We start from the raw sequence: 15,123 nt of genomic DNA, 5'->3' as shown, positions 1-15,123 counted from the left end.
TTGTCCCTCCGCCTGCGCTTTGTCAAAGATTGATATTGCGGGATTGATATTGTGGCGGACACCTTTTCATGACGAGCAACTGGATTACGACCCGCGCATGGTTTTTGATGTTGCCGCTGCTGATCGTCATGATCGCGGTTATCGGATGGCCGCTCATCGATACGGTGCGCCTCTCCTTCACCGATGCCAAGCTTGTAGGCACCCAAGGCAGTTTTGTCGGTCTCGATAATTACGTGAAGATCCTGTCCGGCACAAATTTTCAACGTACGCTTGTCACGACCTTCTGGTTTGCGGTGCTGTCTGTTGCTCTGGAGATGGTGATCGGCGTTCTCGCGGCACTGCTTCTCAACCAGCAATTCTATGGCCGTTCGGTTTTGCGTGCCCTGATGATCCTGCCCTGGGCGCTGCCGACAGTGGTCAATGCCACGCTTTGGCGTCTGATCTACAATCCGGAATATGGCGCGCTCAACGCGGCGCTGATGCAGATAGGGCTCATTGATGCCTACCGTTCCTGGCTGGGTGAACCCAACACGGCGCTCGCTTCGCTAATCCTTGCCGATTGCTGGAAGAATTTCCCGCTGGTGGCCCTTATCGCGCTGGCGGCTCTGCAGGCCGTGCCGCGCGATATCACCGCTGCCTCGATGGTGGACGGTGCCGGCGCCTGGTCGCGTTTCCGCTTCGTCATCATGCCCTATCTTGCCGGCCCTCTGATGGTGGCGCTGGTCCTGCGCACGATTGAGGCGTTCAAGGTTTTCGACATCATCTGGGTCATGACCCGCGGCGGTCCCGCCAACAGCACGCGGACCTTGTCCATTCTTGTTTACCAGGAGGCCTTTTCCTTCCAGCGGGCCGGTTCCGGCGCGTCGCTCGCGCTGATCGTCACACTGCTGGTGACGGTACTAGCCGTGGCCTACGCCGCGCTGATCGGCAAGAGCGCGGGGGTCTCATGATGGAACGGCGCAGTCTCACCGCAGCGATACTCGTGCATGTGGCAGCCCTGCTTCTGCTTGTTGTCATTCTGGCGCCGGTCGTTTGGCTGTTTATCATGAGCATTTCCTCGACGCCCGATCTGATTGCCAAACCCCTGCACTGGTGGCCGGACACAATTGACCTGTCACGCTATGGTGTGCTGCTGTCATCGGCAGTCAACAGCGCGGGCCAGGCTTTCGTCGCCTCGCTGTTCAATAGTCTCAAAGTTGCCGGCATGGCAACCGTGGCCGCCCTTATCGTCGCCATCCCCTCCGCCTGGGCCGTTTCCCGCACGCCTTCAGTCGGCTGGTCGCTCTATGCGGTCATTGCGACCTATATGCTGCCGCCGGTGGCCCTCGCGGTTCCGCTCTACATGGCGCTTTCGTGGATCGGCCTCCTCAACAATGTTTTCGGTCTGGCGCTGGTTTATCTCACCATCCTGGCGCCCTTCACCACATGGCTGCTGAAATCCGGCTTCGACTCTATCCCGCGCGAAATCGAAAGCGCCGCAACCATGGATGGCGCGCGGCTCGACCAGACATTGCGGCTGATCACATTGCCGCTGACCGCACCGGTCATGGCCACGGCAGCGCTCTTTGCCTTCCTGCTTGCCTGGGACGAATTCTTCTATGCCCTGCTTTTCACCTCCGACCAGCGGGCGAAAACCCTCACCGTGGCGATTGCCGATCTCGCCGGCGGACGCGTTTCGGACTACGGATTGATTGCCACAGCGGGTGTCCTGGCCGCCCTCCCCCGCTGCTGATCGGACTTTTCATGCAGCGTGCCCTGATCTCGGGCCTGACCAGCGGCGGCGTTAAAGGATGAGCACGACATGACTTCGCAAACCAGCAAACCGGCCGGCCTTGTGGCGATCGAAAAGGAAATGGCGCGGCAAAATGCCGATGCGATTGCCTCCTTCGAGGCTGCCGCGGCCGTTGCCATGACCATCGCTCAGTCCCTGCGCAAGACCGGGCGGCTCCTGCTGCTCGGAATGGGCGGCTCGCATGCCGTTGGCCGCGCGCTCGAGCCGCTCTATCGCAGCCTCGGTATCGATGCCATCGCCCTGCCGCTCTCCGAGCAGCTTGGCCAACCGCTGTCGCTCATTGGCAAGACAGTCCTTGTTACCTCACAGTCAGGCGAAAGCGCCGAGGTGTTGCGCTGGCTGGCTGAAGCCGCCGTGGCTGGCGATACATTCGGCCTGACGCTCGAAGATGGCTCTACCCTTGCCCGCACCGTGCCCTCCCTGATCGGCGCCGGCGGCACGGAAAATGCTTTCGCGGCGGCGCGTAGTCTGACGGTGAGTTTTGCCCTGCATCTGGCCATTCTCAGCGCTCTTGGCGAGGACCCGGCCGAGGCTCTTGCCATCTTGCATTTGGAACGCAAGCCAGACGTCGATGCCGCCGTGGCCGCCTTGGCTGATGCATCGGCTGTCGTGACCTCCGGTCGCCTGATGCAGGGTGTCGCCGAAGCCATCGCGCTTGGCCTTACCGAACTTTCCCGCATTCCCTGTTTCTCGCTGGAAGGCGGGCAGTTACGCCACGGTCCGATGGAAATGCTCGGGCCAAACGTTGGGGTTGTCCTCTTCCGCGCCAAGGACGCGACGTCGGACCTCGTCGCCCGCATGGCGGTTTCGGCATTGAAGGCAGGTTCACCTGTCGTGGTCTTTGATGCATCGGATGAGAACCCCATCGAGGGTGTTGCAACGATCGATACCGGTACGGCGAGCGGAATCGCCGCAATTTTTGCACTCCTGCCGGCAGCACAGCGCTTTATGCTGGGCTTTGCCGGGGCACGCGTCGCCGATCTCGGAATGCCCATCCGCACGACCAAGATCACGCGGAGCGAATAATGCGTCCCCTCGCCGTCATCGGAAACGTCAATGTCGATCTTATTATCGGCCCTGCCGATCCCTGGCCGACGCCCGGTACCGAAATCATGGTGGACTATGATGAACTGCGTGTCGGCGGTTCGGCGGGCAACGCTGCCTTGACTTGGGAAGGGCTCGGCCTCGATTTTCAGATCGCCGCCAATGTCGGTAATGACCAGTTCGGCAAATGGCTAAGGCAGGGTTTCGGAGCACACGCAGCGCGCTGGCCGGTTGCCCCCATTGGAACCACGCTTTCCGTCGGTATCACCCATCCCAATGATGAGCGCACATTTTTCACCACGCGCGGGCATATTGGGGCGCTGTCCTGGCCCGAGGTTGTTGGCATGCTCGATACTGAGCGCTTGAGGGGCGGCACCGTGATCCTGTGCGGGTCGTTTCTGACCGATGCGCTGGTTGCGCAATATGACGACCTGTTTGACTGGGCCGCTTCGAACGATATCCAGATTGCACTCGATACCGGCTGGCCAATCGATGGCTGGACGGATTCCAATCGGGAAAAAGCAAGAAAATGGCTGTCACGCTGTCATCTTGCCCTGTTCAATGAGGTCGAAACGACCCGCCTCGCAAACAGTGTCGACCCAGGGCAAGCCGCACATAAGCTCAAGACATTAATGCCCATGAACGCTATTGTCGTCGTCAAACAGGGCCCTGACGGTGCTCTTGCTGTGGGTCCGGACAATCAAATAGTCTCGGTGCCCGCCCCCGTTGTGCAGGTTGCCGACACAATTGGCGCCGGCGATGTATTCAATGCTGCTTTTCTCGCTGCCTTGGCGGGGGGCCAGACGCTCGAACACAGCTTGGAGGCCGGCGTGCGCGTTGCCTCGATGGCCATATCCACTGTTCCGCGCCGCTATGACGGCCAAGCCCTGCAAACGATACCGGAGGCTCCATGAGCGCCCTTGAGCTTGTCAATATCCGCAAACGCTACGGAACTGTCGAAACGCTGAAGGGCATTGAACTTTCTCTCGCCAGTGGCGAGTTCCTGGTCCTGCTCGGCTCATCCGGCTGCGGCAAGTCGACTTTGCTCAACATCATCGCCGGTCTTGCCGAGGCGAGCGAAGGCGATGTCCGAATTGGCGATCGCTCTGTCACAGGCGTGCACCCCAAGAATCGCGACATCGCCATGGTGTTCCAGTCCTATGCGCTTTACCCGAACATGTCGGTGGCGAGGAACATTGGATTTGGTCTCGAGATGCGCAATGTTCCTGCGGCCGAGCGTACCGAGGCCGTGGAGAAGACGGCAAGGATCCTGCAGATCGAAAATCTTCTTGGTCGCAAGCCATCGGAGCTTTCCGGTGGCCAGCGTCAGCGCGTTGCCATCGGTCGGGCGCTGGTACGAGACCCGCAGATATTTCTGTTTGACGAACCTTTGTCCAACCTCGATGCGAAATTGCGCATGGAGATGCGCACCGAACTGAAGCGTCTGCACCAGATGCTCGGCACGACAATCGTCTATGTGACCCATGACCAGATCGAAGCGATGACCTTGGCGGCGCGTATTGCCGTTATGCGCGATGGCCAGATTGAACAACTGGCGACACCCGATGAAATCTATAACCGACCGGCCACGCGATATGTGGCAAGTTTCGTTGGCTCGCCACCGATGAACATGCTCGATGCGACGGTCGGCAATGGCGTTGCTCACATTGACGGGTCGCTCAGTGGTATCCTGCTGCCCCACGATGTGCAGGAGCGCGCTGGGAAAGCGCGCAATGTCATCATCGGCATTCGCCCGGAGAGCTTGTCGCTCGTGTCAGGCGACGGCAAGGGTCTTACTATTGATGCGAAGGTCGAGGTGGTGGAATTGACCGGTCCGGAGCTGGTGGTTACGTCAACGATAGGAAGTCAACGGCTGACGGCAAGCCTGCCGCCCAGATCAACGGTGACAGTCGGCACGCCGCAACGCTTCAGCATCGATGCCAGTGCGCTGCATGTCTTCGACCAGGCGACTGAGAAACGGATGTAGCAGTCGCGGTGGCTCGGATACCAGACCCCGGCAGACTATGCCGGGACCATCGTCGCCAGGCTCCAGCGCTGCGTGTGATTTCGCAATCGGGCCGTAAGCTGCTGATGGGATGCGCCTGGCTATCGGTCGCGCCGCTCCTTTGCGCACCGGATTGGTATTGGCGACAAGGAGCTCGCGCCGTCACCACCTTAGTCGCTGGTCTCCCAAGGATTGATGATGGGAACGCCAGCGGCTTCAAACGGGCTGGTGTCGCGAGTAGCCACCATGAGGCCGTGCGCGGCGGCCGTAGCGGCGATGTAGCCGTCTGCCTTGCCGATCGCTCTTCCTGCCGCCTTCGCCTGCGCCATCAGGTCGGCATAGGCTTGCGAAGCGTCTAAATCGAAGGGCAGCAGGCGGCCTTCAAACAGCGGCAGCACCTCGTTTTCCAAGCGATCATGCAAGGTCGTGCGGCGCTTGCCGGCGGGCATCGAGGCAATACCGAAACCCACCTCGGCGATAGTGACCGCCGACAGGTATAGGGTTTCGATGGCCTGGGCGTCGATCCATGCCAGCACACGCGCATCGGGCGTGAGCCTCCACGGCTCCGAAATCACGTTGGTGTCGATGAGGATCATTCAAACCTCACCGGCTCGGCCGGGGTCTTATCGCGGAGCTGGTCGAACTGCTCCGCTTCGGCGTCGTTGAAACCCGCGTCGCGGGCGATGGACGCCAGCAACGAGCCGAGCTTGACGCGCTCGGGCGGCCGGACAGTCGTTTCCAGAATGTCTCTAACTTCGGCCTCAGTGCTGCGGCCGTGCGTGGCCGCTCGCATCCGGAGCGCGCGGTGCACCTCTTCGGGCAGATTTCTTACGGTAAGTGTCGCCATCGACGGCCCTCCTACGAATCGCGCTTTCAATGACTGCATTCTAGTCCGCGTGCTAGCACCGTGCAAGCGTCATCGCGCAAATCCTGACATTGCGAGACATGACTGCTGCTGGGTTATGCCCGCGTCTCCACGGACGACCAGGATCTCACACACCGGCGGGCGAGCCTCACTGCTGCCGGATGCCAGAAGATCTATGCGGACGCCAGCACTCTACACGTCCCTGTCGGTCGTGACGGCGTCGCGGGAGGCCATCAGATCGGCAGCCTGCAACCGACGACGATTGTGTCCTATGATGCGGATATCGAGCGCGTTTTTGACGGCCGGGACGACGAGGCACTGCGAGCGATGGGGGATAGCCGAGGTCTATTTCGGCAGGACGTTCCGCATGGGGCACTGGCCGGTGGCTTCCTCAACGCATGGGCCGTACGGCAGGCAAAACGACGTGAAGGTCTCACCGGCGCTTGTTCTGCCCTCGCTTGCGAGAGGAACCCGAGTCATCACTACAAAGCTCAAACCAATGGGAGGACAGGATGCAAACAGGTCAGCGCAGGATCCGCTGCAGCGGACTAGAAATCGCCACGGAAGCGTTCGGCGACCCGGCGCGCCCGCCCGTCGTTCTGATTATGGGCGGGATGGCGTCGATGTTGTGGTGGCGTGAGAGCTTCTGTCTGCGCTTGGCCGAGCATGGTCGCTTCGTCATCCGCTATGACCAGCGCGACACCGGTCTTTCGACGAAATATCCCCCCCGGACGACCGGGCTACACCTTCGAGGACGCCGTCGAGGACGTCTTCCGCGTGCTCGACGGCTACGGGATTTCGACCGCCCATCTCGTCGGCTTTTCCCTCGGGGGTATGGTCGGCCAGGTGGCCGCACTAAAGAATCCTGAGCGCGTGCTTTCCCTGACGGCGATCAGCAGCTCGCCGGTCGGGGTGGACAAATCGCACTTCCCTGCGAGCGGCGAAGCCTGGATGGAACACATGGCCGTGGAGGCGGACTGGTCGGACCGGGCAGACGCGGTCGCGTACCTGGTCGAGGACGCGCGCCTGACTGCAGGGACGGCACATCCGTTCGACGAAGCCGGGACCCAAGCCTTCATCGAACGGGATTTCGACCGCTCCGAAGGCTATCTCAGCGCCACCAACCACAGCATCCTCTTTGAGATCGGCGAGACATGGCAGGGCCGGCTGAATGAGATGAAAGTGCCGCTTCTCGTCGTTCATGGCACGGCCGATCCGGTTTTCCCGCTGGCGCACGGCGAGGCACTCGCGCGATCTGTAGCGGATGCGAAGTTCATAAAGGTCGAAGGTGGTGGCCACGAAATCCACGATCGTGACATCGAGGATACAGTAAATGCCATCGCCGATCACACTTCATCCTGTCCGGCATCGAAATGATCCATATGATGCGCAAGCGACAGGCCAGACCTGCCAACAATCGCCGCTGCTGAGCCCGCGGTAGATCGAGACAATGCATCCTCGAAAGGCGCGGGGATGGCCACCTAGAAAACTTCCGCCGGCTTATCCCAGTGCGTGGCCCGCCAGCGCGTAGATCTTCGGAAAGCCGTCGCGACCCTCGGCGGGAACCGGCAGTTCACCCAGCCTCATCGTCGTGACGGTATCGAAGACAGAAAGGCCGGACCGGTCAACGAATTCGGAGAAGGGACCGTTGTTCTGGCTGGTATCAAGACGAAGAAACCGGCCAGCATGCTGTGCGACGTGAGGCCGGATGACCGCAATCGCATCGTCGTCGCTATTGGCAACCACGGGGCCGATCAAATGCCCGCGCCCGAAGGGCCTGCACAGGGAAAAAGCATCCATCCGCTCGTTGCGAAAGATGCCTAAACCCTTGGAATGCGACAGCAACTCTGAGAGAAGCGGTGTTCGATCGGCGCCGTAGGCCGCCTGATCGAGCTTACCCAGAGATGGAAGATCGCCTTGGCGAATTTCCCTTAGAATTATATCGTCCACTGCGAAGGGTGGCGTGCCAGGCTCGATAGCCTCCCCCTGGCACTGATACACGGTTTTTTCCGTGACGAACCCAAGGGAACGATACAATCGCCGCGCTGCCCGGGTTGCGTTGAGACGCAACATGCACCCGTCCAGATGTGTAAAGGCGTGACGCATCAGCCAGTGGGCGGTTCCGTTCGCCTGCAGGCGTGGGGAGGTAATAACCATCCCTATGGTGGCAAACTTGTCCCCGTGGGGGAACCACATGGCAGAACCAAGCACGCGGCCGATGTTGTCCGTGGCTACGACGCCCTTTCCGACTTGGCGCAAGAATTGCCAATCCTCTGCCCGGTGAGGCCAACCCACCCCTATGGACAAGGCATGCAGTTGATCGACCTCTGCTTCAGTAATATCGGCGATCGTCATCTGTATGGAATCGATCACCAGAGATCTGGATGTCATTATTGGCACCCTCAAACTTTTTGTTGCGCGGCAACGCGGGAAATGACCGCATCCTGCGATGTGAGTATCATCGCGAATGGAATGTAAAGCGAAACGGCCAATACAAACAGCTTCAGATGGCGTGCCCTTCGGAACAATACACTAAAAATGGGGCGCTTTCGGCACGCAATCCGGCAACAGGCCATTAAGCTTTGGATCCAACTCCATCCACCACCTTGGCAGGAGAAATACCAGTGCTCAGAGAAGCCTCAAGTTCAGGTAAACACAATGCAGGCCATTGAAATTCTTGAAAAGCTGGTGGCTTTTCCATCGGTCGTTGGCCAGGCGAACGGTGCCATCGTCGAATGGATTCGCGCTTATGTCGCGCGTTTCACACAAGAGGTAACTATCCTTCCAGGGCCAGAAGGCGACCGCTCGAACTTCTTCGCAACCATTGGTCCAAAGAACGTTCCCGGCTATGTCCTTTCGGGTCACATGGACGTGGTGCCTGCCAACGAACCGGAGTGGTCTTCAGAATCCCTTTGTATTGCGGACACAGGGCGATCGGCTCTACGGTCGCGGCACCTCTGACATGAAGAGCTTTCTGGCAGCAGCACTCGGCGCCTTGCCGCAACTCGCATCAAGACAGCTTTCGCAACCTATCCATTTTGCTTTTTCGTACGATGAGGAGGCGGGCTGCCGGGGCGTGCCGCATTTGATCAGGCGTCTTCCCGAACTCTGCGCCAAGCCTGAAGGCGCGATTATCGGCGAACCGAGCAACATGCGCGCGATCTGCGCCCATAAGGGCAAGGCGGCAGCGCGCGTTGAAATCCGAGGCCAGTCGGGCCACTCCTCGCGACCCGATCAAGGCTTGAATGCCATTCATGCCATGACGGAGATCCTCACGGACGCAGTAGCCGACGCCAAACGTCTTGCGCTTGGTCCGTTCGATCCTGCTTTCGAACCCCCTTACTCCTCCCCTCCAGGCCGGCACGATCAAGGGCGGGCAGGCCGTCAACATCATCCCTGATCTATGTGCCGCCGAATTTGAAGCACGCGCCATCCCCGGCGTTTCCCCCTCTGCACTGCTGGCCCCGATCAAAGAAAAGGCCGAAAGCCTGCGAAGCCGGGGTTTCCAGGTGAATTGGAAACTCATGAGCGAGTATCCAGCCTTGTCGCTCGCGAGCGATGCGCCACTCACACAGCTTCTCAGGGAATTGACGAGGCAGGAGCCGCTTGCGGCGGTTAGCTACGGAACGGAAGCCGGTCTCTATCAGGGGGCCGGGATCGATGCGATTATCTGCGGTCCCGGCGATATTTCGCGTGCACACCGTCCCGACGAGTTCATTCACAGGGACGAGCTGATCGCCTGCCAATCCATGATTGAAACACTCGGCACGAGGCTTTCAAGATGAGAATGCTGGACACAGTGATGGACGCGGATGCAACAAGCGACCAAACGAGAGAATGCAGATGACTTTGTTGTTCAACTCCGATGCTGAACGCGGCCGAATCTTCCAAAAGGCTTTCGCCCGTGAGCTTCCGGAACTCCCCTTTTCCATGGATCCGGCAGCCATTGATGCGCGTGACGTGCGTTACCTGGTAACCTGGACGGCGCCGGAGGACCTCGGCCGATATGGCAATCTGGAGATCGTCTTTTCGATCGGCGCCGGCGTCGATCAATTCCAGATCGACCGTTTGCCGCAGAGCGTGAAGCTCGTGCGCATGGTCGAGGATGGCATCATCCGCATGATGCAGGAATATGTAACCTTTGCAGTGCTGGCGCTGCACCGCAATTTTCCGGCCTATCTCTTCCAACAGAGAAAGCAGGAATGGCGAAGCATTCCGCAGACGCAATCGGCCGGCCGGGCGGTCGGCGTTCTCGGTCTCGGCGCGCTGGGCAGTGCCGTACTCGATCGCCTGAAGCCTTTTGGTTTTGTTTTGTCCGGCTGGAGTCGCAGCCGCCACGACATCGAAGGTGTGACCACCCACAGCGGACAGGAAGGGCTGCAAGATTTTTTGAGGAAAGTCGACATTCTGATCTGTCTGCTGCCACTGACCGAAGAAACGCGCGGTTTCCTGAATTCTGACCTGTTCAACATGCTGCCGGCCGGTGCCAGTCTCATCCATACCGGACGCGGCCCGCATCTCGATCATGCCGCTCTGGTCGCAGCACTTGACAGTGGCCATCTGGCAAGTGCGGTGATCGACGTGACAGATCCGGAGCCGCTGCCGCCCGGTCATGTCTTCTGGTCGCATCCGAAGATCATCCTCACGCCGCATGTGGCGAGCGTCACCCAGGCGGAAACGGCAGCAAGCGCCGTCATCGACAACATCAAGCGCCACCGCGCAGGTCTCGATCCGATCGGCCTGGTCGATCGGGCGCGCGGCTACTGATCTGTCAACCAAGAAAGGTTATCCATGACTCTGCTGAAAACCATCGACACCAATCCTTCCGTCTCGCCGCGGGATTCGAAGCCCTTGCCGGAACGCCTCATCAGCGGCGACCCGTCCTTCAAGACCTGGCCACAGGACGTAACCCGCGGCGAGATGATCCACACGGGCATCTGGGAAGCGACGCCAGGCGAGACGCGTTCGATCAAGGGGGAGACGTTTGAGTTCTGCCACATCCTGTCTGGCATGGTCGAGATCACGCCCGACGACGGGGAGCCGACGCTCTACAAAGCGGGTGACAGCTTCATCATGAAGCCCGGTTTTACCGGCATCTGGAAAACTATTGAGACAGTCCGGAAGATCTACGTCACCATCATGTGACACCATCCTGGGGCTACCCCCTCGCTGCTTTGTAACCTCCGGCGGCCGCGCATGTTCATGCGTCGTGCCGCCGCTTCGTAACTCCCCGCACGGCAACTTGTCGCGCCGCCGCCGCCGAAGATTCAGCTGGCGAGGCTTGGCAAAACGGCGTTTTTGTTCGTCTGCGGGCGCTAGTCGACGCATGATGCGGGGAATCTGCCAGTAATCTTGTGCAAACCTATCGCAAGGATATGCAATGACCCTGAGCTTCGACCCAGACTCGCTTGTGCTGCCGAAAGGGCATTTCATTGGTGGCCGGCTGATCGAGGCACCGGGCCAGCTTCCAATCAAGCGCCCGTCTGACGCAAGGGCCTATTGGGATTGCCCGATTGCCGATGCAGGCATCGTTGATCGGGCGGTGGACACGGCGCATCGGACCTTGAAGGAAAGCGGGTGGGCAACCTTGCGCCCCCGTGAGCGCACCCGGCTCATGCAAAGGTGGGCCGATCTGATCGAAGAAGAGGCCATCCCGCTTGCTAGAATGGAAGCCGTCGGTTCGACGCGCCCCGTAGGACATCTGATTGCCGGCGACATTGGCGTGACCGCTGAACAGATCCGCTTCTTCGCCGAATTCGCAGACAAGGAAGGCAGCGATGTCGTCCCCACCGACGGCAACAGTCTCGGCATGATCATGACCGAGCCTTACGGCGTCGTCGGCGCGATCACGCCCTGGAACTTCCCGTTGTCGATGGCCGCGTGGAAACTCGCTCCCGCGCTCGCTGCCGGCAATGCGGTCGTGCTGAAACCCTCCGAGATGACGCCTTTCTCGACGCTCTACCTAGCCGAGCTTGCGATGCGCGCCGGCTTGCCGGGAGGCCTCATCAACATCGTTGTGGGCGACGGTGCGACCACAGGCAGCGCGATCACAGGTCATCCGGGCATTGCCAAGGTGAGTTTCACCGGCTCGACCGGCGCGGGCTCGGCCATCATGGCCAATATCGCTCGCACTGGTGTCAAGCCGATGACGCTTGAGCTCGGCGGCAAGAGCCCACAACTCGTGTTTGCCGACGCCGACCTTGATCTGGCAGCCGGAGCCATCGCCACCAGCCTTCTTTCCAACGCTGGACAGGCCTGCGTAGCCGGATCGCGCCTCATCGTCGAGGCGAGGGTGGCGGATGCCTTGGCGGAGGCCATCATTGCCAGACTGGCCACCGTCCGCCCCGGCCCCACCTGGGACGAAACCACTGATTATCCGCCAATCATCTCCGAGCGTCAGATCGGCCGCATGGACAGCATCGTGCGCGCCACGATCGAAGGCGGCGCCGAATGCCTGGCGGGTGGCAAGCGCCTCGACCGTCAAGGCTACTTCTACGCGCCGACGCTGATCTCCGGCGTGACGGCAACGTCGCCCGCCGTGCTTGAAGAAATCTTCGGCCCGGTGCTGACCATCCAGACGTTCGAGGATGAGGAAGAGGCGTTAACACTCGCCGACCACCCGACCTATGGGCTCGCTGCGGGCCTCTTCACCCGCGACCTTTCCCGCGCCATCCGCCTGACGCGCCGCCTGCAGGCCGGCACGGTTTGGGTCAACCGCTACGGCCGTTCGCGCGATCATATCTTGCCGACCGGCGGCTACAAACAATCCGGCATCGGCAAGGATCTCGGGCGCGATGCCTTTCTCGCCAACCGCAAGAGCAAGAGCGTGCTCATCAGCCTCTAAGGACCGACCATGAAGACCTACAAGATCGCCCTGCTGCCCGGAGACGGTATCGGCCATGATGTCATCGATGCTGCCTGGGCGGTGCTGGGAAAAGCCTCCCGGAGTGCCGATTTTGCCCTCGCAGGCACCAGTTATCCCTGGTCCTGCAACTACTATCTCCAGCATGGCACGATGATGCCTGCCGATGGCATTGACACCCTGAAATCCTTTGATGCCGTCTTGCTTGGCGCGGTCGGCTGGCCGGCGCAAGTTCCGGACTCTGTCTCGCTGCACGGCCTTCTCCTGCCCATCCGCAAAGCCTTCGTGCAATACGCCAACATCCGCCCGCACAGGCTGCTGCCGGGCGTTCCGGGCCCGCTGAAGGCCAACGGTTTCGACATTCTCTGCATTCGCGAAAACACCGAGGGCGAGTATTCCGGTGCCGGCGGCCGCGTTCATCAGGGTGCTGACAATGAAGTGGCGGTCGAGACCTCGATATTCACCCGCAAGGGCGTGGAACGCATCCTGCGCTTCGGTTTCGAGCAGGCGCGCGCCCGCCGTGGCAAGCTCGCCTCGGTTACAAAGTCCAATGCGCAGAAATATTCGATGGTGTTCTGGGACGAGATCACCCGGACACTTGCCAGCGAATATCCCGATGTCGAGGTGACGAGCTATCATATCGACGCCATGGCCGCCCGGATGGTCATGGCGCCAGAAAGCCTCGACGTGTTGGTCGCCTCCAATCTTTTCGGCGACATAATCACAGATCTTGGCGCCGCCATACAAGGCGGGCTTGGGTTCGCCGCCTCCGCCAATATCAATCCGGAGCGCTCGGCTCCATCCATGTTCGAACCCGTCCATGGCTCGGCGCCAGACATCGCCCATCTCGGCATCGCCAACCCGATCGCCGCCATATGGTCGGGCGCGATGATGCTGGATCACCTTGGTGAGAAAACCGCCGCTAACAATGTCATGGCCGCGATCGAGGCAACGACTGCGCGCGGCATCGGCGCCATCCCCGGCAAGGACAAAACAGAAGCAATCACCACAGCAGTGCTTTCGGCGCTGGGCTGACAAGAGAAGAGGACGCAATGAAGGAATTGAAGGACACTCGCCTGTTTCGCGAGGACGGGCTCATCGGCGGCGAATGGCGCGGCGCGGCGGCGGGACGCAAGATCGAGGTCATCGACCCATCAACGCAGAGCGTTCTGGGCACGGTTCCTGACATGGATGGCAGCGATACCCGAGCGGCGATCGAGGCGGCAGAAAGTGCCTTCGGGTCGTGGCGCAAGCAAACCCATGCCGAGCGCGCGGCCTTGCTGGAGGCCTGGCATGACCTGATGATCGAAAACATCGAGGATCTCGCGCTGATCCTCACCAGAGAACAGGGCAAGCCGCTCACCGAAGCGCGCGGCGAGATCTCGCTACGGCGCTTCGTTCGTCAAATGGTTTTCCGAGGAAGCCCGCCGCATCGGCGGCACGACCATACCCTCCCCGACAGCGGACCGGCGGATCGTTGTCCTGAAGGAGCCGGTCGGTGTATCCGCGATCATCACGCCCTGGAATTTCCCCAATGCGATGATTACCCGCAAGGTTGGGCCGGCACTTGCCGCCGGCTGCACCGTCGTCATCAAGCCATCGGACCTGACGCCTTATTCAGCACTTGCGCTCGGCGTTCTGGCAGAACGCGCCGGCATTCCGAAGGGCGTCATCAATATCGTCACCGGCATGCCGACCGAGATCGGAAATGAACTGATGGCCAATGAAACTGTTCGCAAGGTTTCGTTCACCGGTTCCACCCGCGTCGGCTCGCTCCTGATGCGCGGCGCATCCGACAGCATCAAGCGGCTCAGCCTGGAACTTGGCGGCAATGCGCCATTCATCGTCTTCGATGATGCCGACCTCGATCGTGCCATCGAGGGGGCGATCGCTTCGAAATTCCGCAATGGCGGCCAGACCTGTGTCTGCGCCAATCGCCTTCTCGTCCAGTCGGGTGTGTATGACGCCTTCGCCGAAAAACTGGCCGCCCGCGTCTCGGCCATGAAGGTCGGACCCGGCACGCAGGCCGGCGTCGATATCGGCCCGATGATCAACAGCGCGGCGATCGACAAGATCAATCGCCATGTGGACGATGCTGTCGCCAAGGGCGCCCGCATCCTCACCACGCCGCCTGCCATGCCGAAGGGTGATCAGTACGCGGCGCCGATTGTCCTTGGTGGCGCGACCATCGACATGCAGCTCGCCAGCGAGGAAACCTTCGGTCCCGTTGCCCCCCTCTTCCGCTTCGAGAAGGAGGAGGAGGCAATCAGGATCGCCAATGCGACCCCCTTCGGTTTAGCGGCCTATTTCTATACCGAAAGCTTGAAGCGTTCCTGGCGCGTTGCCGAGGCGCTGGAGTTCGGCATGATCGGCCTCAACACCGGAGCGATTTCCACCGAGGTGGCCCCTTTTGGCGGCGTGAAACAGTCCGGCCTTGGCCGCGAGGGTGCTCAATGTGGTATCGAAGAGTATCTGGAACTGAAGAGCTTCCACATCGGCGGGCTCGCCTGATCGGCCGACCGGAACAACGAATAAAGGCGCCGGGAAATTATCCC

At 60.6% G+C, this 15,123-nt stretch carries 11 protein-coding genes and 4 pseudogenes; 12 read left to right on the top strand and 3 right to left on the bottom strand.

What is annotated here, in order from left to right; translation table 11 throughout:
* The first annotated feature begins 68 nt into the window (after nucleotides 1–68).
* From N8E89_RS21700 to N8E89_RS21680, 5 genes and pseudogenes are all read left to right on the top strand, one after another.
* Nucleotides 69–950 (top strand): carbohydrate ABC transporter permease, encoded by an 882-nt coding sequence (locus N8E89_RS21700; RefSeq protein ID WP_262263170.1) that lies wholly within the window; start codon nucleotides 69–71, stop codon nucleotides 948–950.
* Nucleotides 950–1,794, top strand: a pseudogene (locus N8E89_RS21695) (carbohydrate ABC transporter permease). The gene N8E89_RS21700 and the pseudogene N8E89_RS21695 overlap by 1 nt, the downstream one beginning before the upstream one ends.
* A gap of 7 nt (nucleotides 1,795–1,801) precedes the next feature.
* Nucleotides 1,802–2,818, top strand: coding sequence for an SIS domain-containing protein (locus N8E89_RS21690; RefSeq protein WP_262263169.1), 1,017 nt, complete (start codon nucleotides 1,802–1,804; stop codon nucleotides 2,816–2,818).
* The gene (locus tag N8E89_RS21685; RefSeq protein WP_262263168.1) at nucleotides 2,818–3,750 is read left to right on the top strand and encodes a PfkB family carbohydrate kinase; all 933 of its coding nucleotides are present in this window, start codon (nucleotides 2,818–2,820) and stop codon (nucleotides 3,748–3,750) included. Before N8E89_RS21690 ends, N8E89_RS21685 begins: the two co-directional genes overlap by 1 nt.
* Nucleotides 3,747–4,823 (top strand): ABC transporter ATP-binding protein, encoded by a 1,077-nt coding sequence (locus tag N8E89_RS21680; RefSeq protein WP_262263167.1) that lies wholly within the window; start codon nucleotides 3,747–3,749, stop codon nucleotides 4,821–4,823. The genes N8E89_RS21685 and N8E89_RS21680 overlap by 4 nt, the downstream gene beginning before the upstream one ends.
* A 188-nt stretch (nucleotides 4,824–5,011) precedes the next feature.
* Here the strand turns inward: N8E89_RS21680 and N8E89_RS21675 are convergent, their stop codons facing one another.
* Complete coding sequence (locus tag N8E89_RS21675; RefSeq protein ID WP_262263166.1) at nucleotides 5,012–5,437, bottom strand: type II toxin-antitoxin system VapC family toxin; 426 nt, start codon at nucleotides 5,435–5,437, stop codon at nucleotides 5,012–5,014.
* Nucleotides 5,434–5,688: a FitA-like ribbon-helix-helix domain-containing protein gene (locus tag N8E89_RS21670; protein ID WP_262263165.1), complete on the bottom strand. Its 255-nt coding sequence runs from the start codon at nucleotides 5,686–5,688 to the stop codon at nucleotides 5,434–5,436. The genes N8E89_RS21675 and N8E89_RS21670 overlap by 4 nt, the downstream gene beginning before the upstream one ends.
* Nucleotides 5,689–6,218: 530 nt before the next feature.
* Here N8E89_RS21670 and N8E89_RS21655 point away from each other — a divergent pair.
* Nucleotides 6,219–7,083: pseudogene (locus N8E89_RS21655) on the top strand (alpha/beta fold hydrolase).
* A gap of 123 nt (nucleotides 7,084–7,206) precedes the next feature.
* Here the strand turns inward: N8E89_RS21655 and N8E89_RS21650 are convergent.
* Entirely contained in the window at nucleotides 7,207–8,106 is a 900-nt protein-coding gene (locus N8E89_RS21650; RefSeq protein WP_410010448.1) for a GNAT family N-acetyltransferase, read from the bottom strand.
* Nucleotides 8,107–8,364: 258 nt separating this feature from the next.
* Between N8E89_RS21650 and argE the strand changes: the two are divergent.
* The 6 genes and pseudogenes from argE to N8E89_RS21620 all read left to right on the top strand — a co-directional run bounded on the left by argE (nucleotide 8,365) and on the right by N8E89_RS21620 (nucleotide 15,079).
* Nucleotides 8,365–9,491: pseudogene (gene argE / locus N8E89_RS21645) on the top strand (acetylornithine deacetylase).
* 58 nt (nucleotides 9,492–9,549) lie between these two features.
* Nucleotides 9,550–10,473, top strand: coding sequence for a 2-hydroxyacid dehydrogenase (locus N8E89_RS21640; RefSeq protein WP_262263163.1), 924 nt, complete (start codon nucleotides 9,550–9,552; stop codon nucleotides 10,471–10,473).
* A 24-nt stretch (nucleotides 10,474–10,497) separates the two neighbouring features.
* Nucleotides 10,498–10,851, top strand: a complete 354-nt coding sequence (locus tag N8E89_RS21635; protein ID WP_262263162.1) for a cupin domain-containing protein — start codon at nucleotides 10,498–10,500, stop codon at nucleotides 10,849–10,851.
* Between the two features lie 235 nt (nucleotides 10,852–11,086).
* Nucleotides 11,087–12,550 carry an aldehyde dehydrogenase family protein gene (locus tag N8E89_RS21630; RefSeq protein WP_262263161.1) on the top strand — a complete coding sequence of 488 codons (1,464 nt, stop codon included), beginning with the start codon at nucleotides 11,087–11,089 and terminating at the stop codon, nucleotides 12,548–12,550.
* Between the two features lie 9 nt (nucleotides 12,551–12,559).
* The gene (locus tag N8E89_RS21625; protein WP_262263160.1) at nucleotides 12,560–13,603 is read left to right on the top strand and encodes a tartrate dehydrogenase; all 1,044 of its coding nucleotides are present in this window, start codon (nucleotides 12,560–12,562) and stop codon (nucleotides 13,601–13,603) included.
* A gap of 17 nt (nucleotides 13,604–13,620) precedes the next feature.
* Nucleotides 13,621–15,079, top strand: a pseudogene (locus N8E89_RS21620) (NAD-dependent succinate-semialdehyde dehydrogenase).
* Nucleotides 15,080–15,123 lie beyond the last annotated feature (44 nt).

It is taken from the genome of Phyllobacterium sp. A18/5-2, from assembly GCF_025452215.1.
Classification (GTDB): Bacteria; Pseudomonadota; Alphaproteobacteria; order Rhizobiales; family Rhizobiaceae; genus Phyllobacterium; species Phyllobacterium sophorae.
The sequence above is the reverse complement of the archived record's forward strand: the minus strand, read 5'-3'. Positions and strand labels throughout refer to the sequence as shown.

What these genes read in the sequence shown, in the direction of transcription:
- N8E89_RS21700 (WP_262263170.1), top strand. Translation starts at nt 69, where the DNA reads ATGACGAGCAACTGGATTACGACCCGCGCATGGTTTTTGATGTTGCCG.
- N8E89_RS21690 (WP_262263169.1), top strand. Translation starts at nt 1,802, where the DNA reads ATGACTTCGCAAACCAGCAAACCGGCCGGCCTTGTGGCGATCGAAAAG.
- N8E89_RS21685 (WP_262263168.1), top strand. Translation starts at nt 2,818, where the DNA reads ATGCGTCCCCTCGCCGTCATCGGAAACGTCAATGTCGATCTTATTATC.
- N8E89_RS21680 (WP_262263167.1), top strand. Translation starts at nt 3,747, where the DNA reads ATGAGCGCCCTTGAGCTTGTCAATATCCGCAAACGCTACGGAACTGTC.
- N8E89_RS21675 (WP_262263166.1), bottom strand. Translation starts at nt 5,437, where the DNA reads ATGATCCTCATCGACACCAACGTGATTTCGGAGCCGTGGAGGCTCACG.
- N8E89_RS21670 (WP_262263165.1), bottom strand. Translation starts at nt 5,688, where the DNA reads ATGGCGACACTTACCGTAAGAAATCTGCCCGAAGAGGTGCACCGCGCG.
- N8E89_RS21640 (WP_262263163.1), top strand. Translation starts at nt 9,550, where the DNA reads ATGACTTTGTTGTTCAACTCCGATGCTGAACGCGGCCGAATCTTCCAA.
- N8E89_RS21635 (WP_262263162.1), top strand. Translation starts at nt 10,498, where the DNA reads ATGACTCTGCTGAAAACCATCGACACCAATCCTTCCGTCTCGCCGCGG.
- N8E89_RS21630 (WP_262263161.1), top strand. Translation starts at nt 11,087, where the DNA reads ATGACCCTGAGCTTCGACCCAGACTCGCTTGTGCTGCCGAAAGGGCAT.
- N8E89_RS21625 (WP_262263160.1), top strand. Translation starts at nt 12,560, where the DNA reads ATGAAGACCTACAAGATCGCCCTGCTGCCCGGAGACGGTATCGGCCAT.